At 69.2% G+C, this 23,653-nt stretch carries 26 protein-coding genes and 1 pseudogene; 21 read left to right on the forward strand and 6 right to left on the reverse strand.

All coding sequences use genetic code 11. The features are described from left to right. Window positions 1–17 precede the first annotated feature (17 nt). The 5 genes from C6A87_RS00275 to C6A87_RS00295 are packed head-to-tail and all read left to right on the forward strand — an operon-like array spanning window position 18 to window position 4,781. Entirely contained in the window at window positions 18–1,469 is a 1,452-nt protein-coding gene (locus C6A87_RS00275) for an amino acid permease (protein WP_311115448.1), read from the forward strand. After that, complete coding sequence (locus tag C6A87_RS00280) at window positions 1,462–2,169, forward strand: SDR family oxidoreductase (protein WP_311115449.1); 708 nt, start codon at window positions 1,462–1,464, stop codon at window positions 2,167–2,169. Before C6A87_RS00275 ends, C6A87_RS00280 begins: the two co-directional genes overlap by 8 nt. Continuing rightward, on the forward strand, window positions 2,166–2,930 hold the full coding sequence (locus C6A87_RS00285) for an SDR family oxidoreductase (RefSeq protein ID WP_311115450.1): 765 nt from the start codon (window positions 2,166–2,168) through the stop codon (window positions 2,928–2,930). Before C6A87_RS00280 ends, C6A87_RS00285 begins: the two co-directional genes overlap by 4 nt. A gap of 4 nt (window positions 2,931–2,934) precedes the next feature. Next, window positions 2,935–3,918 carry an agmatinase gene (speB, locus tag C6A87_RS00290; protein WP_311115451.1) on the forward strand — a complete coding sequence of 328 codons (984 nt, stop codon included), beginning with the start codon at window positions 2,935–2,937 and terminating at the stop codon, window positions 3,916–3,918. After that, window positions 3,918–4,781, forward strand: a complete 864-nt coding sequence (locus C6A87_RS00295) for a polysaccharide deacetylase (protein WP_311115452.1) — start codon at window positions 3,918–3,920, stop codon at window positions 4,779–4,781. Before speB ends, C6A87_RS00295 begins: the two co-directional genes overlap by 1 nt. Window positions 4,782–4,791: 10 nt before the next feature. On the opposite strand, the gene C6A87_RS00300 is transcribed toward C6A87_RS00295, so the two are convergent. Next, window positions 4,792–5,256, reverse strand: coding sequence for a hypothetical protein (locus C6A87_RS00300; RefSeq protein WP_311115453.1), 465 nt, complete (start codon window positions 5,254–5,256; stop codon window positions 4,792–4,794). A 147-nt stretch (window positions 5,257–5,403) separates the two neighbouring features. Here C6A87_RS00300 and C6A87_RS00305 point away from each other — a divergent pair. Next, window positions 5,404–5,674, forward strand: a pseudogene (locus C6A87_RS00305) (YdeI/OmpD-associated family protein). Here C6A87_RS00305 and C6A87_RS00310 read toward each other — a convergent pair. Both C6A87_RS00310 and C6A87_RS00315 read right to left on the reverse strand, forming a co-directional pair. Further along, window positions 5,671–6,087, reverse strand: a complete 417-nt coding sequence (locus tag C6A87_RS00310; protein WP_311115454.1) for a ChaB family protein — start codon at window positions 6,085–6,087, stop codon at window positions 5,671–5,673. The pseudogene C6A87_RS00305 and the gene C6A87_RS00310 overlap by 4 nt on opposite strands. Window positions 6,088–6,120: 33 nt before the next feature. Then, window positions 6,121–7,467, reverse strand: a complete 1,347-nt coding sequence (locus C6A87_RS00315) for an aldehyde dehydrogenase family protein (protein WP_311118133.1) — start codon at window positions 7,465–7,467, stop codon at window positions 6,121–6,123. Window positions 7,468–7,510: 43 nt separating this feature from the next. Here C6A87_RS00315 and C6A87_RS00320 point away from each other — a divergent pair, with 43 nt between their 5' ends. From C6A87_RS00320 to C6A87_RS00330, 3 genes are read left to right on the forward strand one after another with little or no spacing between them, the layout of a single operon-like run. After that, a complete protein-coding gene (locus C6A87_RS00320) occupies window positions 7,511–8,437 on the forward strand; it encodes a PfkB family carbohydrate kinase (RefSeq protein WP_311115455.1) in 927 nt (308 codons plus the stop codon). Between the two features lie 58 nt (window positions 8,438–8,495). Continuing rightward, entirely contained in the window at window positions 8,496–9,302 is an 807-nt protein-coding gene (locus C6A87_RS00325; protein WP_311115456.1) for a DEAD/DEAH box helicase, read from the forward strand. Continuing rightward, window positions 9,257–10,111: a helicase-related protein gene (locus C6A87_RS00330; protein WP_396837141.1), complete on the forward strand. Its 855-nt coding sequence runs from the start codon at window positions 9,257–9,259 to the stop codon at window positions 10,109–10,111. The genes C6A87_RS00325 and C6A87_RS00330 overlap by 46 nt, the downstream gene beginning before the upstream one ends. Window positions 10,112–10,172: 61 nt before the next feature. Here the strand turns inward: C6A87_RS00330 and C6A87_RS00335 are convergent, their stop codons facing one another. Continuing rightward, window positions 10,173–10,496 carry a zinc-binding dehydrogenase gene (locus tag C6A87_RS00335; protein WP_311118135.1) on the reverse strand — a complete coding sequence of 108 codons (324 nt, stop codon included), beginning with the start codon at window positions 10,494–10,496 and terminating at the stop codon, window positions 10,173–10,175. Further along, the gene (locus tag C6A87_RS00340; RefSeq protein WP_311115457.1) at window positions 10,403–11,164 is read right to left on the reverse strand and encodes an NADP-dependent oxidoreductase; all 762 of its coding nucleotides are present in this window, start codon (window positions 11,162–11,164) and stop codon (window positions 10,403–10,405) included. The genes C6A87_RS00335 and C6A87_RS00340 overlap by 94 nt, the downstream gene beginning before the upstream one ends. A 297-nt stretch (window positions 11,165–11,461) precedes the next feature. Between C6A87_RS00340 and glnT the strand changes: the two genes are divergently transcribed. From glnT to C6A87_RS00390, 10 genes are all read left to right on the forward strand, one after another. Continuing rightward, window positions 11,462–12,817, forward strand: coding sequence for a type III glutamate--ammonia ligase (gene glnT / locus C6A87_RS00345; RefSeq protein WP_311115458.1), 1,356 nt, complete (start codon window positions 11,462–11,464; stop codon window positions 12,815–12,817). 49 nt (window positions 12,818–12,866) lie between these two features. Then, window positions 12,867–13,868: an alpha/beta fold hydrolase gene (locus C6A87_RS00350; RefSeq protein ID WP_311115459.1), complete on the forward strand. Its 1,002-nt coding sequence runs from the start codon at window positions 12,867–12,869 to the stop codon at window positions 13,866–13,868. A gap of 55 nt (window positions 13,869–13,923) precedes the next feature. Continuing rightward, window positions 13,924–14,958, forward strand: coding sequence for a D-2-hydroxyacid dehydrogenase (locus C6A87_RS00355; RefSeq protein ID WP_311115460.1), 1,035 nt, complete (start codon window positions 13,924–13,926; stop codon window positions 14,956–14,958). An 11-nt stretch (window positions 14,959–14,969) separates the two neighbouring features. Next, a complete protein-coding gene (locus C6A87_RS00360; protein WP_311115461.1) occupies window positions 14,970–15,857 on the forward strand; it encodes an NAD(P)-dependent oxidoreductase in 888 nt (295 codons plus the stop codon). A gap of 55 nt (window positions 15,858–15,912) precedes the next feature. Then, window positions 15,913–17,007 (forward strand): FAD-dependent oxidoreductase, encoded by a 1,095-nt coding sequence (locus C6A87_RS00365; RefSeq protein ID WP_311115462.1) that lies wholly within the window; start codon window positions 15,913–15,915, stop codon window positions 17,005–17,007. Further along, the gene (locus C6A87_RS00370; protein ID WP_311115463.1) at window positions 17,004–17,819 is read left to right on the forward strand and encodes an ABC transporter permease; all 816 of its coding nucleotides are present in this window, start codon (window positions 17,004–17,006) and stop codon (window positions 17,817–17,819) included. Before C6A87_RS00365 ends, C6A87_RS00370 begins: the two co-directional genes overlap by 4 nt. Then, window positions 17,816–18,616, forward strand: a complete 801-nt coding sequence (locus C6A87_RS00375) for an ABC transporter permease (RefSeq protein ID WP_311115464.1) — start codon at window positions 17,816–17,818, stop codon at window positions 18,614–18,616. Before C6A87_RS00370 ends, C6A87_RS00375 begins: the two co-directional genes overlap by 4 nt. 55 nt (window positions 18,617–18,671) lie before the next feature. Further along, a complete protein-coding gene (locus tag C6A87_RS00380; RefSeq protein ID WP_311115465.1) occupies window positions 18,672–19,460 on the forward strand; it encodes an ABC transporter ATP-binding protein in 789 nt (262 codons plus the stop codon). Window positions 19,461–19,484: 24 nt separating this feature from the next. After that, on the forward strand, window positions 19,485–20,474 hold the full coding sequence (locus C6A87_RS00385) for an ABC transporter substrate-binding protein (RefSeq protein ID WP_311115466.1): 990 nt from the start codon (window positions 19,485–19,487) through the stop codon (window positions 20,472–20,474). A 103-nt stretch (window positions 20,475–20,577) separates the two neighbouring features. After that, entirely contained in the window at window positions 20,578–21,264 is a 687-nt protein-coding gene (locus C6A87_RS00390) for a TetR family transcriptional regulator (protein ID WP_311115467.1), read from the forward strand. Window positions 21,265–21,443: 179 nt separating this feature from the next. Here the strand turns inward: C6A87_RS00390 and C6A87_RS00400 are convergent, their stop codons facing one another. Then, entirely contained in the window at window positions 21,444–22,034 is a 591-nt protein-coding gene (locus C6A87_RS00400; RefSeq protein WP_311115468.1) for a TetR/AcrR family transcriptional regulator, read from the reverse strand. A gap of 147 nt (window positions 22,035–22,181) precedes the next feature. Here C6A87_RS00400 and C6A87_RS00405 point away from each other — a divergent pair, with 147 nt between their 5' ends. Beyond that, entirely contained in the window at window positions 22,182–23,465 is a 1,284-nt protein-coding gene (locus tag C6A87_RS00405) for a cytochrome P450 (RefSeq protein ID WP_311115469.1), read from the forward strand. After that, entirely contained in the window at window positions 23,462–23,650 is a 189-nt protein-coding gene (locus C6A87_RS00410) for a ferredoxin (protein WP_311115470.1), read from the forward strand. Before C6A87_RS00405 ends, C6A87_RS00410 begins: the two co-directional genes overlap by 4 nt. The last annotated feature ends 3 nt before the right edge of the window (window positions 23,651–23,653 follow it).

Below are 23,653 nucleotides of genomic sequence, written 5' to 3' on the forward strand. Positions count from 1 at the left end.
ACGTGATAGTTCGTGCCATGTCGTCATTGGTCAGCCCGGCTGAGCAGCAGCCACAGCTACGCCGCGAGTTCTCCCTGGGATCGGCGTTCGCGTTCGCGTTCGCCTTCATCTCCCCGATCGTCGCCCTGTACGGGATCTTCGGGCTGGCGCTGTCGGCCGCCGGGCCGAGCTTCTGGTGGGGCTTCGGCCTGGTGTTCGGCGGTCAGTTCCTGGTCGCGCTGGTGTTCGCCACGCTGGTGTCGCGCTGGCCGCTGGAGGGATCGATCTACCAGTGGTCTCGCCGCCTACTCGGCAGCACCTACGGCTGGTTCGCCGGCTGGGTCTACATGTGGACCCTGGTCATCGCGATGGCCACCGTCGCGCTCGGCGCGGCCGGCTTCACCGCCAACATCGTCGGCATCGAGGAGCCCTCGGGCGGCACCCTGGCCTGGATCGCGCTGCTGATCCTGCTGGCCGGCACCGCCGTGAACCTGGTCGGACGCCAGGCACTGAAGATCTTCATGATCGGCAGCATCATCGCCGAGGTCATCGGCTCCGTGGTGCTGGGCACCTGGCTGCTGCTGTTCCACCGGCACAACTCGCTGTCGGTGCTGTTCGAGGGCGGCGGCGCCGAGTTCGACGCGTGGGCCTACCTCAGTGGCCCGTTCCTGCTCGCGGTCGCGTTCATCGGCTGGTCGTTCGTCGGCTTCGAAAGCGCCGGCTCGATCGCCGAGGAGGTGCACAACCCGCGTCGCGACCTGCCCAAGGCGGTGCTGTTCTCGCTGGGCTTCATCGCGCTGGTGGTCGCCTACTCCAGCCTGGCGATCATCCTGGCCATCCCCGATCTCGGCGCGGTGGCCGACGGCGCGGTCGGTGACCCGGTGTACGAGACACTGACCACCGCGCTGGGCGCAGGCATCGCCAAACCGGTGCAGGTCATGTTCGTCATCGGCTTCCTGGCCAGCTTCCTGGCGCTGCAGACGTCCGCCTCGCGCGTCATCTGGGCCTACGCCCGCGACGGGGCGCTGCCCGCCGCCGACACGCTGGTGCAGCTGCGCGGCAAGGCGCGCATCCCGGTGGTCGCGATTCTGGTGACCACGGTGCTGGGCGCGGGTCTGTTCCTGCTGAGCATCGTCGCCGGCGACATCTACTCGTTGATGGTGAACTTCACCGCGGGCGGCTTCTACCTCGCGTTCCTGTTCCCGCTCGTCGGCTTCCTGGTGGTGCTGCTGCGCAAGGCGTGGAAGCCCGGGGCGTTCTCGTTGCGAGGCTGGACGCTGCCGGTGGCGGTGGTCGCCGTGACCTGGGCTCTGCTGCAGTTCCTCAACATCGCCTGGCCGCGCGTCGCGTTCGAACAGCGCTACCTGGACTGGTCGGTCTGGATCGGCATCGCCGTGCTCGGCGTCCTCGGCGCGGTGCTGTACGGCAGCGTGAAGTCCCGGATCAGCGCACCGCAGGATCTGGACGAGCCGGCACTGGCCGATGACTGATCGACCGGTAGCCCTGGTCACCGGCGGCGCCAGCGGCATCGGCGCCGCGGTGGTCGAGGCGCTCACCGCCCGCGGCTACACCGTCGGCTGCCTGGACCTGAATCCGGGAACGGCCGAGAACGCCGTCGCTGAAAATACCGTCGCCACCGACGTTTCCGACGCCGGTGCGGTGGCCGCCGCGGTGTCCCAGCTGCGTGAGCGGCTCGGTCCGATCAGTGCGGTGGTGACCTCCGCCGGCTACTACGAGATGTCACCGGTGTCCGAGATCAGCACCGACGCGTGGCACCGGATGCTGCGCGTGCACCTGGGCGGGCTGGCCAATGTCGCGCGGGCCACCCTGCCGGATCTGATCGCGACCGGCGGATCGCTGGTCGCCGTGGCCAGTGAACTCGCCGTCGGCGGCGGCGACGAGGACGCGCACTACGCCGCGGCCAAGGGAGCGATCATCGGCCTGGTTCGCAGCCTGGCCGTCGAGACTGCCAGCAGCGGGGTTCGGGTTAATGCGGTCGCCCCCGGACCCACCGACACCCCGCTGCTGGCCCCCGACTCACCCTGGCGCGCAAGCGAATACCTGCAGACGCTGCCGCTGCGTCGGCTCACCACCCCGGCCGAGGTGGCTCGCTGCGTCGAGTTCCTGATCTGCGACGCCACCTTCAGCACCGGAGACGTCGTCAACGTCAACTCGGGAGCGGTCATATGAGCACGGATCTGCGCGGCCGGGTCGCACTGGTCACCGGCGCCGCCCAGGGCATGGGCGCCGCACACGCCCGGCGGCTGGCCGCCGCCGGCGCCACGGTCGCGGTCAACGACCTGCACGACAGTGACGCGCTCACCGCGCTGGCCACCGAGATCGGCGGCCTCACCGCGCCCGGTGACGTCTCCGATCCGCTGCAGTGCCAGGCGATCGCCGCGCACGTCGCGGCCACCACGGGCCGACTCGACATCCTGGTGGCCAACCACGCGTACATGACGATGGCCCCGCTGCTCGAACACGACGAGAACGACTGGTGGAAGGTCGTCGACACCAACCTCGGCGGCACCTTCTTCCTGGTGCAGAGCGTGCTGCCGTACATGCGCGACGCCGGAGCGGGCCGCGTCGTGGTCATCACCAGCGAATGGGGGGTGACGGGCTGGCCCGAGGCGACCGCCTACGCGGCGGCCAAGTCCGGGCTGATCTCCCTGGTCAAGACGCTGGGCCGGGAGCTCGCACGCGAGCACATCATCGTCAACGCGGTGGCGCCCGGCGTGATCGACACCCCGCAGCTGCAGGTGGACGCCGACGCCGCAGGCGTTGACCTCGCGCAGATCCACCGCCGCTACGCCGAGGCGATCCCGATGGGGCGCATCGGCGCCGCCGACGAGATCGCCGCCGCGGTCGAGCTGCTGTCCGACTTCACCATGGAAGCTGTGGTCGGACAGGTCATCTCGTGCAATGGCGGCTCCACGCGCACGCGGGCATAGAACGATGGACGAGGAGAATTCAGTGCACAACGACCCGCGGATCGTCTCGGAATCCGGCGTGCTCGGCCAGATCGACGCCCAGCAGGTGCCGCGCTACGCCGGGTTCGGCACGTTTGCACGGCTGCCCCAGCGGCACGAGGTCGCCGACCACGACATCGCGGTGATCGGCGTCCCGTTCGACAGCGGCGTCACCTACCGTCCCGGTGCCCGGTTCGGCCCGGCCGCGATCCGCCAGGCGTCCCGGCTGCTCAAGCCCTATCACCCGGCCCTGGAGGTGTCGCCGTTCGCGGCCGCCCAGGTGGTCGACGCCGGCGACATCGCGGCGAACCCGTTCGACATCACCGCCGCGGTGGACCAGATCAAGGACGGGATCCTGGGCCTGGTGACCCGTCCTGAACAGCGCTTCGTGCTGCTCGGCGGCGACCACACCATCGCGCTGCCCGCGCTCCAGGCCGTCAACGAACTGCACGGCCCGGTCGCGTTGGTGCACTTCGACGCCCACCTCGACACCTGGGACACCTACTTCGGCGCGCCGTGCACCCACGGCACCCCGTTCCGCCGCGCCTCCGAGCAGGGGCTCATCGTCAAGGGCCACTCCGCGCACGTCGGCATCCGCGGTTCGCTCTACGACGCGAAGGATCTGCTCGACGACGAAGAACTCGGCTTCACCGTGGTGCACTGCCGCGACATCGACCGCATCGGGGTCGACGGGGTGATCGAGCGGGTCCTGGACCGGGTCGGCGACCACCCGGTGTACGTGTCGATCGACATCGACGTGCTCGACCCGGCGTTCGCGCCGGGCACCGGCACCCCCGAGATCGGCGGCATGACCAGCCGCGAACTGGTCGCGGTGCTGCGCGCGATGCGCGCTCTGAACATCGTCGGCGCCGACGTCGTCGAGGTGGCGCCGTCCTACGACCACGCGGAGGTCACCGCGGTGGCCAGCGCGAACCTTGCCTACGAGTTGATCAGCCTTATGGTCGGTTGATGGAGCGCTTTCTCTGGCCGGCCGGCAAGGTCGCCGCGGCCGCGTTCACCTTCGACGTCGACGCCGAGTCGGCGATCCTGTGGGGCAACGAGAGCGTCGGGGCGCGGATGAGCGTGATGAGCCACCAGGCCTACGGCCCGCTGGTCGGCATCCCCCGGATCCTGGATCTGCTTGATCAGCACCAGATTCCGTCGACGTTCTTCGTCCCCGGGCACACCGCCGACCGGTACCCGGAGGCGGTGCGCAGCATCGTCGCCGCAGGCCACGAGATCGCCCACCACGGGTATCTGCACGAGCAGCCCACCGCGCTGACGCTGGAGGAGGAGATCGACGCGCTGGACCGCGGCCTGGCCGCCCTGGCCGAGGTCGCCGGCGTGCGCCCGGTCGGCTACCGGGCGCCGATGTGGGACCTGTCCTGGCGCACCCCGGCCCTGCTGGCCGAACGCGACTTCCTGTACGACTCCAGCCTGATGGACGCCGACCATCCCTACGAGCTGGCCGTCACGCCGGGCGGGGAGCAGTCGCTGGTGGAGATCCCGATCCAGTGGGCGCTCGACGACTGGGAGCAGTACTGCTTCCTGCCGGACATCTCCGGCAGCGGGCTGATCGAGAGCCCCCGCAAGGCCCGTGAGTTGTGGCAGCTGGAGTTCGACGCGCTGCGCCGGGTCGGCGGCTGCTGGGTGCTGACCAACCATCCGTTCCTGACGGGCCGGGCGTCGCGGGCCGCGGAGCTGGGCGAGCTGATGCGTTACGTGCTCGACCACGATGACGTGTGGGTGACGAACCTCGGCAGGGTGGCCGAACACGTTCGCACCCTTGGTCTTCCGGTGCGCTCGATCACCCCGCCCGACGTGCCGCGCTGATCCGCGGCGCTCAGTAGCCGCGGATCTCGGTGGTGATGTCGGTCAGCTCGGTGTCATCGCGGTGGTCGTTCGTGTTGCGGCACTCGCCGTAGATCTCGACCGCGCCGCGGTCGGGGTAGTGGCCGGGGCCGACGAGCACCATCACCGCGCCCTTGTGGACGGCGTCGCCGGCGGGCTGGGAGCCGGGCGGGGGACCGGGCGCCCAGCCCGGCTGCCCGGCCAGGGCTTCCGCGATCTGCCGGCTGACGCTGCGGTCCACGGGTGTCTCGAAGGCGAGGTCGACGCGGCCGTGGTACGGCGGCTCGCCCTGGTCGTCGCACCACTCCCACTGGAAGCTGGCATACGTCACCCGTAGATTCGCCGCGCGCACAACCTCTTTGGCGATGTCCACCACCTGCGCGCGGGACTGCTGGTCGGTCGGCGGCGGGACGCTGGGTCCGCTGCCCTGCGGCGTGCTCTGCTCGGACGGGGACATGGGTGAGCATCCTCCTAGTGCGGACGTCGCGGCAGCCGGCAGGACGATCAGCGCCGCGACCCGATGACCGCGGTGTTCGACGCCGTGTCCGGGTCGCAACGATCGTGGCACATCGACGGCCGGAGCTCGCGGAGTTAATGTGGGCGCGTGGGTGGGCAGGCGGTGCCGGGCGGAGTGGTGCACGAGCTTCCGAGCGATCTGCGTACAGCGCTGGTCGGCGATGCGACGGCGCTGGCCGCGTGGAAGGACATCACGCCGCTGGCGCGCAACGAGTTCATCTGCTGGGTCGAGGACGCCAAGCAGCAGAAGACCCGTGAACGGCGGATCCGCCGCACTCAGGAGGAGTTGACCGACGGCATGCGCCAGGCCGTGCTGCTGGCCGGGCTGCAAGCACCGCGAGCGCAACGGAAAGGCTTAGTTGTTGCGGCTTTCCCGCCGATTCGCCTTCTTGATCGCGTCGACGAGTTCGTCCTTGGTCATCTTCGAGCGGCCGCTGATGTCGAGACGGCGGGCCACCTCCACGAGGTGCTTCTTGGATGCGTTGGCGTCGACGCCCTCCGCGGATTCGCCCCGGGCCTGAGGTCCGCCGCTTTCGGCACGCCTGTCCGACGGGCCGCGCTGGTCCTTCTCCTCCCAGTGGTCACCGACCTTCTCGTAGCTGTGTTTGAGCGCGCTGTAGGCGACGCGGTGGGCCCGTTCGCCTTCGCCGTACTCCTCAGCGGCCGAGTCGTGCGTCTTGGCGAAGGTGCGCTTGGCCTTGTCGTCAGAGCGCTGCAGGGTGCTCGGCAGCTCGTCCTCTTTGGCCTTGCCGGATTTCGTCGTCTTCGGCATCTCGGATCTTCCTTCCTCTGGAGGTGTTGTTGCTCAGGGGGTTTCCGGCGGAGACCAGTGCAGGACCTTCATCGTGGTCATCTCGTCGAGCAGCTCGGGGCCGTAGCCGAATCCGCTTCCACTGGCGCGCCGCGGCTGTGCACTGCCGCCGGGGGCTCCGCCGAACACCGCGTTGATCTTGACCGTTCCGACGGGTAGCGCGCGGGCGGCGTCCTGCGCACGCGCCATGTCGGCGGTCAGCACGGTGGCGGCCAGACCGAACCTGTCGTCGGCGGCTTCGGACACCGCCGTGTCGAAGTCGGGCACCACCCGCACCGCGGCGACCGGACCGAAGGTCTCCTCGCGGAAGACCAGCATCTCGGGTGTGCAGTCGGTCAGCACGGTCGGTGGATAGAACGCGCCGGGTCCGGGCGGCACCTGACCGCCGGACAGGGCCCGGGCACCGCGCCGGACCGCGTCGGCGACGTGGCTGTGCACGTGCTCGCGGTGCCGGTCATCGACCAACGGGCCGAGCCGGTTCGCCCACTGCCCGGCCTGCTCGATGAGGGCGTTGAGGAACGGCTGGGCCTGCGGAGCGACGACGTAGATGCGCTCGACGGCGACGCAGATCTGCCCGGCGTTGGCGAAGGAGCCGAGCGCGGCCTGCTGGGCGGCCCAGGTGGGGGCCACGTCGGCGTCGATGATCAGCGCGTCGTTGCCGCCGTTCTCCAGCAGCGCCTTGGCGCCGCGGTCTGCGCACGCCCGGGCGATCACGCGGCCGGTGACGCTGCTGCCGACGTGGGCCACCAGGTCTACGTCGGCATGGCCGGTGAGCCGGGCGCCGACGCTCGCCTCGCCGTCGACGGTCTCAAGCACCCCGGCGGGCAGGCACCCGGCGACCAGCTCGGCGAACCGTCGTCCGGTGCCCGGACAGCGTTCACTGGGCTTGTGCACCACGGTGTTTCCCGTTGCGAGCGCCGCGCCGACGAGTCCGGCCGCGACCGCGACGGGATCATTCCACGGGGTGAGCAACGCGACGACACCGCGCGGTTCGGGGACCATCAGGTCGGTGGCCGCCCAGGAGCCGTGCAGGCTGCGCCCGCGGTGCACGGGACCGAGTTCGGCGTACTGCCGAAGGGTGCCGATGCCGGCCTGCACACCGCCGAGGGCATCGTCGTAGGGCTTTCCGGTCTCGCGTTCGTTGCAGCGGGCGAGTTCGTCGGCGGCGTCGGCGACGGCATCGGCCGCCGCGTGCAGCGCCGCGCCGCGCTCGGCCGCGGGAGTGCGCGCCCAGGCCGGAAACGCGCTGTGGGCGCGTGCGACGGCCGCATCGCACTCGTCGGGTCCGGAGACGCTGACCCGGGTGACGGCCTCGCCGCTCCGGGGGTCCAGGACGGTCAGTTCCTTCGTCCGCACGCGCGACCGGATACCCAGCAGGCAGCCCGTGACACGTGTACTTCGCGTGTGGTCGGGCATGCCGACGGTCATGGGCGTGGTGGTGATCGGGCAGATGGGGCGCGACCTTGTGTTGCGCACAGCGAAGTGGCCGGCCGAGGGCGGATCGGAGCCGGTGCTGGAGCGGCTGGAGCGGCTCGGCGGCAAGGGGGCCAATCAGGCCGTCGGACTGGCTCAGCTGGGGGTGCCGGTCTCCCTGGTCGGTGTGGCGGGGTGCGACCAGGACGGGCAGGCCCTGTGCGCACAGGCGGCCGCCGACGGTGTCGACGTCACGCATGTGGCGCGGCGGGGTCGCACGGCACTGTTGGTGACCCTGCTCGGCGGGCCGCCTCACCGGCGGCTGTTCGAGGACATTCCGGAGTCGGCGCTGCTGACCGTCGACGACATCGACCGCGCGGGTGCGGCGTTGGACGACTGCGACACGCTCTCGATCCAGCTTCAGCAACCCGTCGAGGTCGTGCTGGCAGCTGCCCGGCGAGCGCGGCGGGCGGGAGCGCTGGTGGTCGCCGACGGAGCCGTCGCCGCGGACGCCGTCGCGGATCTGCTGTCAGCGGTCGATGTGCTTCGTGCCGACGCGCACGAGGCCGAACTGCTCGCCGGTGAGCCCGTGCCGTCGGTGGGTGCGGCGCGTGCGCTGGCCTCGCGCCTGCTCGCCGGGGGGCCGGCACTGGTTGCGCTCGCGGTGCCCGGCGTCGGTGATCTCATCGCGTGGGCGGACGGGCATTGTCTGTTCCCGTACCCGGACGTGCCGGTCCGCGATCGCACCGGGGCGGGGGATGCATTCATGGCGGGTCTGATCGCGGTGCTGCGACGGGGCGGCTCTGCGGTCGCGGCCGGTGACATGGCAACCAGGGCGGCCGGCGCGACCGTGACTCGGGTGGGTGGGCGTCCTGATCTGTCGGATCTGCGACAGTGACAGGTCCTCTGATTGGGGCGACTGATTGGGGCGACGGTGCCGGGGTACAGCGCTGCGGATGACCCGACGTGGACAACTGGACGAGGTGGCCGAACGGCTCTTTGGGTGGCCAGAACTGCGCAGCGAGCAGCGGGCCGCGATGCAGGCCCTGCTCGACGGCCGCGACGTGCTCGCGGTCATGCCGACCGGTGCGGGTAAATCCGCGATCTACCAGGTGCCCGCCGTGCTGCTGGACGGGACCACGGTCGTCGTGTCGCCGCTGATCTCCTTGCAGCAGGACCAGATCGACGCCCTGAACGCCGGCGGCGCCGTCCAAGCAGCCGCCGTGAACTCCCGCCAGAGCGACAGCGCGAACGAGCACAGCTGGGAGGCGTTGCGCAAGGGCGCTGCCACCTACCTGTTCGTGTCACCCGAACAACTGTTGAACGACGACGTGCTGGCCAGGGTCCGGGAGCTCGGCGTGCGCCTCGTGGCCGTCGACGAGGCGCACTGCGTGTCGGCGTGGGGGCACGACTTCCGTCCCGGCTACCTGCGGATCGCCGACGCCGTCGAGCGCATCGGTGCCGACCGGCCGCCGGTGGTCGCGCTGACGGCGACGGCGTCCCCGGTCGTCCGCGCCGACATCGTCGAACACCTCCGGTTGCGGGAACCGGTGGTGGTGGCGACGGGGTTCGACAGGCCCAACATCCGCCTTGAGGTCGAAACCCACCTCGACGACCGCCACAAGCGCGACGCCGTGCTGGAGGCCGCGACCACGCTGGGCCGACCGGGCCTGGTGTACACCGCGACTCGAAGGACGCCGAGGCCTACGCGACGCAGCTGCGGGAGCGGGGTGTCGGGGCCGCCGCGTATCACGCAGGTCTGAGGTCGGCGGAGAAGGACGAGGTGCACCGGGGCTTCCGCGACGACACGTACGACGTGGTGGTCGCGACGTCGGCGTTCGGGATGGGCATCGACAAGCCCAATGTCCGGTTCGTCGTGCACGCCGCGGTGCCGGACTCGCTGGACAGCTACTACCAGCAGGTGGGACGAGCCGGCCGGGACGGCGAGCCCGCGGTGGCCCGGCTGGCCTACCGCGCCGAGGACCTTTCCCTGGCGCGCTTCTTCGCCTCCGGCGCCCCGGACGAAGGGCATCTGCGCGCGGTCCTGGATGCGTTGTCGACGTCGAAGCCGAAGCGGCTCAAGCAGTTGCGTGAGGAACTGGGCGTACGCGGCCGCGCGTTGACCCAGGCGGTCAACCTGCTGGAGCAGGCGGCGGCGATCACCTCGGGACGCCGCGGCTTCACCGCCGCCGAGGTCGACACCGAGTCGGCCGTGCGGCGCGCGGTGGGCATCGCCGAGGCGGCCGAACGGGTGGACCGGACCCGGGTCGAGATGCTGCGGGGATACGCCGAGACGACGGACTGCCGGCGACGTAATCTGCTCGCCTACTTCGGGGAGTCGTTGACCGAGCCGTGTGGTAACTGCGACTGCTGCGACGAGCCGGCAACGCGTTCCGCCACGGGGGAGTCGGCGGTGCCGCCCAACAGCGCTGTGCGCCACCGCGAATGGGGCCATGGCGTGGTGCTCGGCGGCGAGCCCGACCGGATCACGGTGTTGTTCGACGAGTACGGCTACCGCACGCTGTCGATGGCCGCCGTCGAGGAGGGCGACGTGCTGACCGTGCTGGAGTGACCGTCCGTCGGAACCGGAAATGGCAAGGCTCCCGATATTCGTCAAAAGCACGCCACGTTGGCTATTGCGTGGTGACGATCTTTCCTTTTGCCCGCCCCTGCTCGACATAGGCCATCGCTTCGAGGGTTTGGTCGAAGGGGAAGGTGCGATCCAGGACCGGGTTGAGTGTTCCTTGCTCGTAGAGTCCGGCGAGGTGTGCCAGTTGTGCGCCGTCGGCGCGCATGAACAGGAACGAGTAGCGAACTCCGAGTTTCTTGGCGAGGTTTCGGATATTTCTGCTCATGAACCACATCACCGGTGCAAGGTACGGTTTGGCCAGCTGGCGCGCGAAGTTCGGATCGGGTGGGCCGACAACGCTGATCGCCAGCCCTCCCGGCTTGAGGATGGTGAGGGACTTCTGAGGCTTGCCGTGCCGAGGGAGTCGACGACGACGTCGAAGCCGGAGATCTCTTCGGTGAAGTCCTGGGTGGTGTAGTCGATCGCGATGTCTGCGCCGAGTTCGCGGACCTTGGTGAGGTCCTTGGGGCCGGCGGTGGTCGCGACGAACGCGCCGAGGTGCTTGGCGACTTGGATGACTGTCGAGCCGAGTCCGCCTGCGCCGGCGTGGATGAGGACCTTGGCGCCGGGTGTGACGTGTGCGGTGTCGACGAGCACCTGCCAGGCGGCGAGGGCAACCAGTGGTACCGCGGCGGCCTCGGCGAAGCTCAGCCGCGCGGGCTTGCGCGCGATGTCGTCTTGGTCAACGGCGATCAGCTCGGCGAACGTGCCGATTCGGAGGTCTCGCGGCCGGGAGAAGACCTCATCGCCGACTGCGAAGCCGCGCACGCCCGCCCCGACCTCGACGACCACCCCTGCGAGGTCATGACCGAGCACGAAGGGCAGCTTGTACTTGAGGAGTTGCTTGAACTCGCCGTTGCGGACCATCTTGTCGAGCGGATTGATGCTTGCCGCACGGACGTCGACGAGCACATCGCACGGCCCCGGCTTCGGGGCGGGGGTGTCCGCGAGCACGAGGCCGTCCTGTCCGTAGTGGTCGACCATGAAGGCCTTCATCCGGGCTCCCCCGTCTGTGCTGTCGCCGCGTCGTCGCCGCCAGATCCGGGTTCCCCGCAGCACTCGAACTCAACCGCCGCAACCACCTGTACGCACCCCGCTGTGGAGCCTTTCGTCCACGGTGCAGGGATTGCGCTGGGGGCGAGGGACTCTCACACCGCACCCGGCCCGGCGCCGCAGATGTACCGGCCACCCGGCTCTTCGACATCCGGTCTTAACACAAGCGCCACGGATGGGAAATAACGCGTTCCTACGGTTTCGATACGTGATCGAAACTAGCGATGAGGGGTTCCGACGATGACGCATGATGCAGCTGAGGCCGAGGTGCTGGCCAAGCAGTTGAAGGACGACGGCGTGCGCTTCAGCATCGCCGCCTACACGGACCTGCACGGCAACATCAAGGGCAAGATGGTGCCGATCGACCACTTCCTGCAGATGTCGCAGGGCTCGGAGCTGTTCACGGGCGCGGCACTGGACGGCCTGCCGCAGGACGTCAGCGACGAGGAACTCTCCGCGCACCCCGACCTGGACCGGGGCTTCGTACTGCCGTGGCGCAAGGACGTCGCACTCTTCCTGTCCGACCTCTATGTCGGCGGCGAGCCGTTCGAGGCGTCCACCCGTAACACCCTGGGGCGCCAGATGAAGGCCGCCGAGGAGATGGGCTACCAGTTCAATCTCGGCGTCGAGACCGAGTTCTTCGTCCTCGAGGACGGACCGAGCGGCCCGAGCAGCCTGAGTGAGCGCGACACGCTGGAAAAGCCCTGCTACGCGGTCCCCACCCTGCTGGACAACCTGGGCTGGCTCGACGAGCTGGTCGAGTACATGAACGAACTCGGCTGGGACGTCTACTCGTTCGACCACGAGGACGCCCAGGGCCAGTTCGAGATCGACTTCGCCTACGCCGACGGGCTGTCGATGGCCGACCGCGTGGTGTTCTTCCGCATGATGGCCAACGAGGTCGCCCGCAAGCACGGCGCCTACGTCTCGTTCATGCCCAAGCCGTTCGCCGACCGCACCGGATCGGGCGCGCACTTCAACATGTCGATGGCCGGGCTGGACAGCGGTGCGAACATCTTCGAATCCGCCGACGACCCGCGCAACGCCGGCCTCAGCGAGACCGGCTATCACTTCGCGGCGGGGATCGTGAAGCACGCCGCGGCGATCTGCGCGGTCATCGCGCCGACGGTGAACAGCTACAAGCGCCTGGTGCGCCAGGCCAGCATGTCCGGCTCGACGTGGGCGCCGATCTTCGCCAGCTGCGGCAACAACAACCGCACCAACATGTTGCGTATCCCCCTCGGCGGCGGCCGGATCGAGTGCCGCGCAGTGGATTCCGCGGCCAACCCGCATCTGGCGGCCGCGATGCTGCTCGCCGCGGGCCTGGAGGGTGTGCGCGAGAAGCTCGAGCTGGAGCACTTCCACACCGAGAACCTGTACGAGGTCGACCCCGTTGAGTACCAGAAGCGCGGCGTGGCACTGCTTCCGCGGACCCTCGAGGAGGCCGTGGACGCATTCGAGGCCGATCCGTTCACCAAGGAGGTGTGCGGCGAGAAGCTCTGGAAGTCCTTCATCGACTACAAGCGGGCCGAGTGGACGTCCTACGCCACCGCCGTGACCGACTGGGAGCGGGACCGCTACCTGAAGTTCTACTGAGCCGGCCCACCCCGACCGCCCCGACCCACCGACGACGAAGGCAGGTGAGATGACGACCACCCCGGAGCGCGGGACCAGGAATCAGCTTGCCCTGCCGACGTTCTCGCTGGAGTCGGGCGCGGTGCTGACCGACGCGCAGATCAGCTACCGCACCTACGGGTCGCTGTCGGCCGCCGGGGACAACGCGGTGCTGCTGTTCACCTACTACACCGGTGACGACCGCAGCTACCAGCCGTGGATCGGGCCGGGTCGCCCGCTGGACCCGGGCGAGCACTTCGTGGTCGTCGTCGACCACTTCGGCGGCGGGGTGTCGACGTCACCGTCGACGCTTGCGGACACGAGCGGTACCGCGTTCCCCGAGGTGCGCGTCGGGGACAGCGTGGCCGCCGCCGAGCTCGTCCTCGACAGCCTCGGCGTGCAGCACCTGCGCCTGGTCGCCGGCTGGTCCTTGGGCGGCATGCAGTCACTGGAGTTCGCGGCCCGCTACCCCGACCGGGTGTCCGCGGTGTACGCGCTCTGTTCGGCGGCGCGCTGCTCGCCGGTCAACCAGGTGTTCCTCGACTCGGTCAGCGCTGCGCTGACCGCAGGCGCCGGGGGCGCAGACGGTCAGGCGGCGCGGGAACGGCTCGACGCGTTCGGCCGGGTCTATGCCGGCTGGGCCTACTGCGAGCAGTTCTTCGCCGACGAGGTGTACCGGCAGCTGGGTTACTCCAGTCCCGCCGACGTGGTCGCGCGATGGGGTGAGGACCACCAGAGCATGCACGCCGGAGATCTGCTGGCCTCACTGACAATGTGGCGGGCCGCCGACGGTGGTCTGGACGAGGTTGGCGAGCGGCTCAACCGAATCACCGCCCGCACCGTCCTGATGCCGTCGGTGACCGACACCTACTTCACGGTCGCCGAGAACACCCTCGAAGCGGCGTGGCTTCCCGACGGGGAGATGCGGCCGCTGGTGTCCCCGCTCGGGCACATCGCGGGACGGCCCGGGATCCGCACCGAAGAACAGGACGAGGTCGACGCCTGCCTGCGCGAGCTGGTCAAGACCTCGTGACACAACAGATTTCACACCGAAGCACACAGCGAATCAGAGCAGGAGAACCAGGCGAGTGTCACTCAACGTCGTAGTCGCGGGTCTGCCCAAGGCGGTCCAGAACCCCGAGAATCCCGACGAGGGAATCTGGCTGACCCAGGAACAGAAGGACCGGATCACCGCAGTCGCCGAAGACGTGTGGCTGGAACACATCCCGGTGTCGGAGCTCAACGCCGGGAAGGCGCCGCAGCGCCCGCCGCACGCGATCATGGTCGAGACCAGCGGCTCCAAGAAGGAGATCGAGATCGAGCAGGGCATCCTGAAGATGCCCGGCCTCGAGCAGCTGTTCAACCCGGACCTCAAACTGCTGCAGTCGATGAGCGCGGGCGCCGAGCACCTGGTGGGAATCATGCCCGAGGGCGTGGTGCTGGCCAACGCCTCCGGCGTGGCGGCCAACGCCATCGCCGAGACCGTGATCGCCGGCATCCTGGCACAGGCGAAGATGCTGCGGGAACGCTGGGACAACCAGGCGGCGCGGGAGTGGAGGGAACTGCCGGCACGCGAACTGGCAGGGTCCACCATGACGGTGCTGGGCACCGGCAACATCGGTGCGCGGACGGCGACGATCGCAGGGGTGCTGGGCATCCGGACGATCGGGGTCAACCGCAGTGGCAAACCGGTCGAGGGCTTCGACACCACGGTCGCCACCGAGCAGTTGCACGACGTGCTGGCCGAATCCGACTACCTGGTGATCGCCGCGCCGCTGACCCCGGCCACCCGCGGACTGATCGATGCGAAGGCACTGGCGGCGCTCAAGCCCGGCGGATGGGTCGCCAACGTCGCCCGCGGCGCGATCCATGACGCCGAGGCGCTCACCGACGCGCTGGAGCGCGGGCATCTGTCCGGGGCGCTGATCGACTGCCACGTGAACGAACCGCTGCCCGCCGACGATCCGCTGTGGAAAGCGCCGGGCGCCATGGTGTTCCCGCACGATTCGCACGCCTCGCAGTTGCTCGGCGACCGTCAGGTGGACGTGTTCGTGGACAACCTGCAGCGGCTCGTCGAGGGCCGTGAGTTCCGCAATGTCGTCGACCTGGCTCTCGGGTACTGAGGAGAATGAGCATGAACATCGGATTCATCGGGCTCGGCGTGATGGGCGAGCCGATGGCGGGCCATCTCGTCGACGCCGGCCACGACGTGGTGGTCTTCAACCGTTCCCGCGCGAAGGTCGAGGCGCTCGAGGCTCGCGGCGCGGTGGCCGGTACCAGCCCCGCGCACGTCGGGGAGAAGGCGGACGTCGTCGTCACGATGCTGCCCGACTCGCCGGAGGTCGAGGAGGTGCTCTTCGGTGACGCCGGCGTGGTCTCCACGCTGCGCCCGGGCTCACTGGTGATCGATTGCAGCACAATCTCACCGGACGCCGCGGTGGCGATCGCCGCACGGCTGGCCGAGCACGGCATCGCGTTCGTGGACGCCCCGGTCAGCGGCGGGGACGTCGGCGCCAAGGCCGGCACGCTCGCGGTGATGATGGGCGGCGACGAGGACGCGGTGCGGCGGGCCGGCGAGGTGCTGACCGCGGTGGCGGCCACGATGATGCACGTCGGTCCCGCAGGCTCGGGGCAGCTCGTCAAGGCGGCCAACCAGATGCTGGTGGCGGGCAACCTCGCTCTGGTGGGCGAGGCGGTGACGCTGTTGCAGCGCACCGGAGTCGACATCGACGCCGCGCTGGCGGTGCTCGGCGGCGGTCTGGCGGCCAGCAAGGTGCTCGAGGTGAAGGCGCCGAAGATGCTGGCCCGCGACTTCACGCCGGGCTTCCGGCTGGACCTGCACCACAAGGACCTCAAGATCGCGCTGGCCGCGGCCGAACGGGCACAGATCGCGGTGCCGCTGACCGGCGTCATCACCCAGCTCGTGCAGGCGCTGCGCTCGGCCGGAGACGGCGGGCTCGATCACAGCGCGCTGATCAAGGCGCTCGAGCGACTGAGCGGATCGTCCCCGGACGACCGGTAGACCGCGACGACGCGGGATCGGCCAGCCACAAGACCTATCGGAAGGAACAGTAGTCGTGCCAACAGCATTGATCTGTGGCGGCGGTGTGGCCGGGCTCTCGTCCGCCCTGCACCTGAAGCAGAAGGGCTGGCAGGTCCAGATCTTCGAGAGCGACAGCGAACTCCGCACTGCCGGTGTGGGACTCAACATCTGGCCGAACGGCGTGCGGGTCATCGACGGCCTCGGGCTGGGCGGGCAGTTCCGCTCGTTCGCGGCCGCCATGGACCGGTGGTGGGCCCTCGACAGCGACGGCACTCTGACCTCCGACATCGACGTGAGCCACTGGCCGCAGGAGCTGGGCGCGCCGGTGACGGGGGCGCGCAGGCGCCGGCTGAACGCGATGCTCGCCGAAGCGCTGGAGCCGGGCGAGATCGCGTTCAACACCACCGCAGTGGGCTACACCCAGACCGACGGGTCGGTCACAGTGCACTTCGAGGACGGCCGCAGCGCCGACGGCGATGTGCTGCTCGGCGCCGACGGCATCGGGTCGCGGATCCGCAACGCCATGCTCGGTGCCGTCCCCCGGTTCACCGAAGAGGGAATCGTCCGCTGGCGCGGTGTGTTCCCGACCGCCGAGGCCGGGGTCCCGGCCAACGTGCAGGCCGACGTGTACGGCGCGGAAGGCCACTTCGGCTGGATCCCGATCGACGCCACGCACGCCTACTGGTACGGCTCCCTCGGCGGGCTCTCCACCTTCGACGAGTTCCGGGCCGTCTACGACACGTGGTCCGAGACGCCCGTCCCGCGGATCATCGCGTGCACCGAACCGGAGTCCATCATCGGCCGCGAGATCGGGCACTACCGCGACCATCTGTCGCAGTGGGTGGACGGCCGAGTCACGCTGATCGGCGATTCAGCGCACCCGATGTATCCGGGGATGGCCCAGGGCGCGAACCAGGCGCTGATCGACGGGCAGACCCTGGCGCAGCGCCTCAGCGAGCACGACGACGTCCGCGCGGCGCTGCAGGTGTTCGAGCAGGAGCGGATTCCGGTCGCCAACAAGATGGTCGACTACTCGCGACTGCACTTCGACTACGAGCGCACCCGCAAGGAATACCGATCCGGCCAGGGCAACCTGCAGATCAACCGGTACCTGGAGTTCGAATCATGACCGCAGTCACCGCGATGTCGCTTCCGCGGCCCCGCCGCCTCCCCTCCTTCGCGCTCGACGGCCGTGTGCTGACGGTGGCGTTCCTGGTCGGCCTGATCGGCCTGCAGGAGTTCCTGACACGCACGGATGTGCTGCCCGCCAGTTACTTTCCGCCCGCGAGCCAGATCGCGGCGGCGTTCATCACCGAACTGACCGGGACAGCGCTGGCCTCGGCGCTGTGGCAGACCATGAGTACCTGGCTGCTGGCGCTGTGCATCGCGGTGGTGCTCGGCACCGCTGCGGGGATCACGCTCGGGCTGCTCGCTCCGCTGGAAGCCCTGCTGCGGCCGGCGATCGAGTTCCTCCGGCCGGTGCCGTCGGTCGCGCTGATCCCGCTGGTGGTCCTGACCATCGGCACCGGATCGCAGAGCGCGCTGTTCCTCGCGGTGTTCGCGGCGTTCTGGCAGGTGCTGGTGCCGGCGATCGCCGGTGTGCGGGCCGCCCACCCGGTGGGCCTGGAGACCGCTCGCTCCTACCACCTCACGACGTGGCAGAAGATCCGCTGGATCCAGTTGCCGAGCATGCTGCCGTACCTGACGACCGCGATCCGGCTGGCCACCTCGACGACGCTGATCCTCGTGGTGACCGCCGAGATCATCATCCAGATGCCCGGCATCGGCTACGAGATCACGATGTCGCGGTCGGCCGGAAACCCGGCCCGCATGTACGCCTTCATCGTGCTGAGCGGGCTGGCCGGCATCGCACTGAACGCGCTGATGCGCCGATTGGAGAACAGGGTGTTGTCGGCACAGGGACTGGGGGACACGCGATGACCACGTTCACCGCGGCATCGACGGCACTGTCGACCGGGCGCGGGCGCACGGTTCTGGGAGTGATCGGCGCGATCGGCGCGCTGGCGGCGTGGTTCGTGCTGTCGGCCAACAGCGGAACCGCGTACTTCCCGGCGCTGTCGGCGATCATCGCCGAGGCCGCCGAGTACTGGACGACGCCGGAGGGGCTGGCCAACATTCGCGCCAGTCTCACCACGCTGAGCGCGGGCCTGGCGATCGCGATCGTCCTCGGGGTCACGGTCGGGCTGGTGATCGGCCAGCTCCCGATCGTCGAGCGGATGGTGTCGCCAACTCTGGAGTTCGCCCGCGCGATTCCGAGCACCGCGCTGATCCCGTTCGCGATGATGCTGTTCGGGGTGAGCCCGGAGATGAAGATCTTCCTGATCGCGCTGGGCTGCGTGTGGCCGGTGCTGCTCAGCACCGCTGACGGTGCGCGCCGCCTGGACGCAACCATGATCGCGTCGGCGAAAGCGTTCAACATCACCGGTCTGCAGCGCCAGGTCTACGTGGTGCTGCCCGCGGTGCTGCCGAGGGTGCTCGTCGGGGTGCGGATCGCCATCCCGCTCAGCCTGATCCTGATGGTGACCAGCGAGATGGTCGGCGCGCAAAAGGGATTGGGCTTCGTCATCACCCAGGCGCAGGCGACGTTCCAGCTGCTGACGATGTGGTCGGGGATCCTGGTGCTGGGCATTCTCGGATTCCTCATGACATTCCTCTACTCGTTGGTCGAACGCCGGTTGTTGCGGTGGAGCGACCCGCGGCGCTCCGACACCCGCTGAAACCTGGGGACGTTTCCCCGCTCCCGTCCGCCCGAAATGTGAAAGGCAGTGACCGATGCTCGTCGTTTCAAGCCTCGAGAAGACCTACCCCGGAAAGGGCGGCGGATTCACCGCTGTCGCCGACATGTCCTTCACCGTGAAGGAAGGCGAACTGTTCAGCATCGTCGGCCCGTCCGGTGCGGGAAAGACCACGCTGCTGCGGTGTGTGGCCGGACTGGACCAACCGACCAGCGGCTCGGTGACGTTCAACGGCCAGCGCGTCGACGGTCCGCCCACCAACTTCGCGGTGGTGTTCCAGGACTATGCCCGCTCGCTGTTCCCGTGGATCACCGTCGCGAAGAACGTGGAGCTCCCGCTGATGAAGAAGGGGATCAGCGCCGTCGAGCGCCGCACCCGGGTCGAGCGGGCGCTGGCCGAGGTCGGCCTGGCCGACGCCGCGCACAAGAAGCCGTTCCAGCTCTCCGGCGGTATGCAGCAGCGCGTTGCGATCGCCCGGGCGATCGCCTACCGCCCGGCGGTGCTCATCATGGACGAGCCGTTCGCGTCGGTCGACGCGCAGACCCGTGCCGATCTGGAGGACCTGCTGCTGCGGGTGCGCGACGAGACCGGCACCACCGTCCTGTTCGTCACCCACGACGTCGACGAGTCGGTCTACCTGAGCAACCGGGTGGCGATCGTGACCCGGTCGCCGAGCTGTGTCGCCGAGGTCGTCGACATCGACCTGCCGGATCGACGGGATCAGATCGAGACCAAATCCCTGCCCGAGTTCGCGCATCTGCGCGCCCATGTGTTCAGCCGTATCCGCGAGATGGTCCGCAACGACGCGGCTCTCGCAACCCTTTGACCCCTAGCAGATCGGAGAACGTCTGTGTTCAAGAAACTTTCACACCTCGCGCGGTGGGGGGCGGTCGCCTCGGCCGCGGCGCTGCTGACGGCCTGCGGCGGTGGGGGCGGGAGCACCGAGAGCGCGACCACCGAAGGTGGGCTGGTCAAGGTCAACGTCGGGACCATCCCGGCGATCCTGAGCGCGCCGCTGTTCGTCGGCATCGAGGAGGGGATCTTCGAGAAGCACGGCCTGGACGTGACGGTCAACTTCGCCGACGGCGGCGCCGCGGTCATCCCGTCGGTGCTCAGCGGTGAGAACCAGTTCGGCTACTCGAACACCGTGAGCCAGCTCGCGGCGATCGACCAGGGGCTGCCCCTGAAGCTGGTGCAGCCGGCGTGGGCGCCGTGCTGCACGCCCGAGGAGGACGACCACGGGCTGCTCGTGCTGCCGGACAGCGGGTTCAACGAACCCAAGGATCTGGAGGGCGCCAACATCGCGGTGAACACGCTGCAGAACATCGGCGAGGTGCACATCCGCCGCGCCTTCGACAACCTGGGCGTCAGCCACGAGAACCTGACGTGGACACAGCTGCCGTTCTCGGACATGGGCGAGGCCCTCGCGCGCGGTGACGTCGACGCGATCTGGGTGTCGGAGCCGCACCGCACCCCGGGCCTGAACAAGGGTTGGAAGCAGATCGTGGCCCCGGGCGTCCAGTCGTTCCCGGACGAGGTGGGCGGCTACTACTCGACGTCGCAGAGCTACGCCGAGTCCAACCCCGACGTGGTGAAGTCCTTCCGCGACGCGATGATCGAGGTCAACACGTTCGCCGAGGAGAACCCGGCCCGGGTCGGTGAGGTCGCCGTCGCCGAGATGGGCATCGACGCCGCCATCATCGACCAGGTGAACTTCCCCAAGTTCCCCACCGAGGACGACGGCCAGGCGCTGCGTGACTACGGCGCGGCGGTGGTCCAGTACGGGATCATCGACGAGGAGCCGGCCGACTACGACGTGCTGTTCGCCATCCAGGATTGACCGACGACAGGCGGTGGGCCCATCGAGCCGGTGGGCCCACCGCCTGCCGAATGTCGTACAGCGATAAACGATCCCGGGAGAGCCAATGGCCTACCATGACCGCATGACCAAGGCGCCGTCGCAGGGTGGCCGACCGCGCCGGAGCGGGGTCGTCGCCGAGGACCCGCGCGGGGACATCCTGAAGGCCGCGGCAGAGCTTTTCGCCCAGAAGGGCTTCGGCTCCACCCGGATGGACGCGATCGCCGAACGAGCCGGGCTGGGCCAGTCGTCGCTCTATTACTGGTTCCGCTCGAAGGACGAGATCCTGCGCGGGATCATGAACCAGAACCGGGTGTCGCTGGAGGCGGCGCGGGTGCTGTCCGAGCGGGACGAGCCCGCGGCGGTCCGGCTCTACATCGTGCTGTACCAGGACGTGGTGCAGATGTGCACGGCGCCGCTGAACTTCTACGATCTGGAGCAGGCGGCCAAGAAGCAACCGGAGGTCTTCAGCGACTTCCAGGACGACTACGACGAGCTGTCGGCCAGGCTCACCAGCATCATCGGCGAAGGGGTGGCGTCGGGAGAGTTCATCGACGTGGCGCCTGCGGAGTTCGCCAGGACGGCGCTGAGTCTGAACGAGGGCAGCCAGTACCGGTTCCACGCCAACGGTCAGCGCCGCGACGCGCTGCACGGGGTCGCCGACGCCGCGGCGAGAACGTCGCTGCGGGCGGTGATGTCGGATGTGCAGGCGCTGCCCGGCGTGCAGGACGCGGCACGCAGCGGCATCGCCGGCTTCAGCAGTTCGGTCTAGGGCGGCGTCTCGCCGCGGCTATCCGCGCAGCGCATCCAACGCATCACCCGTATATCCGGGCCCGTGGCGTCGAGTTCGACTGTGCGACTGAGCGGATCGAGACCGTGCTACCGACGCCGAGGGAGGCGGGGCTGCTGGAATCCACGACCGCGATGCCGATGCTGCTGCTCAACCGCCGGTCAGTCGGCGGGGCGCGGCGCGCGCAGCCCGAGCGTGCGGCGACCCGCGGCGATCAGCTGGTCGCGGAAGGCGGCCTCGTCGAGCGGGCCGTCGAACTGGCTGTACTCGGCGCGCGCGGCGCCGGCGAACCCCGACAGCAGGATCATGGCCTTGACCTGACCGCCGACGCCCGGTTCGACGTCGGAGAACAGCCGCATCTGGCGCACCACGATCGACCGCCACTCGGCCTTGGCGTTCAACAGCTCGAGGACGAGCGGGTCCCCGCTGAGCACTGAGATGAGGTCGCGATTCCTCGCCGCGAGCGCGGCGTAGCCGGTCAGCATGTGGTCGGCCCGCGCCCGGGCCGTGCGATGCGACTCGGCCGCTTCGACGATGGCCGCCACCTCCGCCAGCACCGGCTCCAGGATCGCGTCGAGAAGCTCGTCCCGGGTCCGGAAATGGTGGTAGATCGCCGATTTCGTCAGACCGAGCTCGTCGGAGATCATCTGCAGCGACGTACCCGCGACGCTGTGCCGCTTGAAGAGCTCGATCGCGACCTCCATCAGCCGAAGCCGGGTCGCCTTGCTGCTCGTTGGCGTACCGCCGGTCACGTCGCCCTCCCCGCTGTCGCGCCGTTCACAGCGTGATGGTAGCCGACCGAGACCTCCTTGCGCCCATACGAATGGTCAGTCCGCTCCTGTACGATTGGTCAGGAATCCCTTTACGATTGGTCAGTAGATTGGCCTGAGGAGTGATACGTGCAGCCTGATCTGGTGACGCTGGATTTCTTCCGTGACGAGGCGCTGGTCGCCGACCCCTACCCGGTGCTGGACCGGATTCGCGAGGCCGGCCCGGTGTGGCGGGATCCGGTGCACGGTGTCGTGGTGGTCACCGGCTACGACGAGGTGCTGGCCGTGGTCAGCGACGCCGACACGTTCTCGTCGTGCAATTCGACCACCGGCCCCTTCCCGGGATTCCCGGTGAGCCTCGAGGGCCGGGACGCGGCTGAGGTCGGCGCGCTGATCGACGCCCATCGTGACGAGCTGCCGTTCAGCGACCAGCTGCCCTCGTTCGATCCGCCCACCCACACCGCGCACCGGTCGCTGTTGAGCCGGCTGATCACCCCCAAGCGGCTCAAGGAGAACGAGGCGTTCATGTGGCGCCTCGCCGACCGCGTGCTGGATCCGTTCCTGGCCGCAGGTGGCGGCGACTTCATCGGCGCGGTCGCGAACCGGTTCGCGCTACTGGTGGTCGCCGACCTGCTCGGCGTGCCCGAGGAGGACCACGCCGAGCTCGCCCAGGTACTCACCGGAGATGTGACGGTGGGCAGCACCACCGATGCCGTGATGGCGCACTCGCCGCTGGAGTACCTGTACCGCCGCTTCTCCGACTACATCGAGGACCGGCGCCGGCAGCCGCGTGCGGACGTGATGACCGAGATGGCGCAGGCCCGGTTCCCCGACGGCTCGCTTCCCGAGGTCATCGACGTGGTGCGGGTGGCGGCCAACCTGTTCTCCGCCGGCCAGGAGACCACGGTCAGGTTGCTGTCCTCGGCGCTCAAACTGTTGGCCGAGGACCACGCACTGCAGGCGCGACTGCGCGCGACCCCGGACCTGATCCCCAACTTCATCGAGGAGGCGCTGCGGTTCGAGAGCCCCATCAAGGGCGACTTCCGGTTGAGCCGCGCCCCGGCGACGATCGGCGGCGTGGAGATTCCGGCCGGAACCACGGTGATGGTGCACTTCGGCGCCGCCAACCGCGACCCGCGCCAGTTCGAGAACCCGGACGTCTTCGACCCCGACCGGCCCAACGCGCGGCGCCAGATCGGCTTCGGCCGCGGCATCCACAGCTGCATCGGCGCACCCCTGGCGCGCGCGGAAGGCCGGGTGCTGCTGCAGCGGCTGCTCGAACGCACCACCTCGGTGGACATCGACGAGGACAGGCACGGACCGGCCGACGATCGCCGGTACACCTACGTGCCGACCTACATCCTGCGCGGACTGACCGACCTGCACGTCACCACGGAAGCGGTCGCCTCGTGAAGGTGACCGTCGACGACGACCTGTGCCGCGGTCACGGCGTGTGCGCCGCGGTGTGTCCGCAGGTCTTCACCCTGACCGACGGCGGCTACGCGGAGGCGACGGTCACCGACGTCCCCGCGGACCTGGTGCCTGCCGTCGAAGAGGCCGTCGCGAGCTGTCCGGAACACGCCATCCTCACCCGGTGAACA

The sequence above is a fragment of the Mycobacterium sp. ITM-2016-00317 genome (assembly GCF_002968295.1).
Taxonomy (GTDB): domain Bacteria; phylum Actinomycetota; class Actinomycetes; order Mycobacteriales; family Mycobacteriaceae; genus Mycobacterium.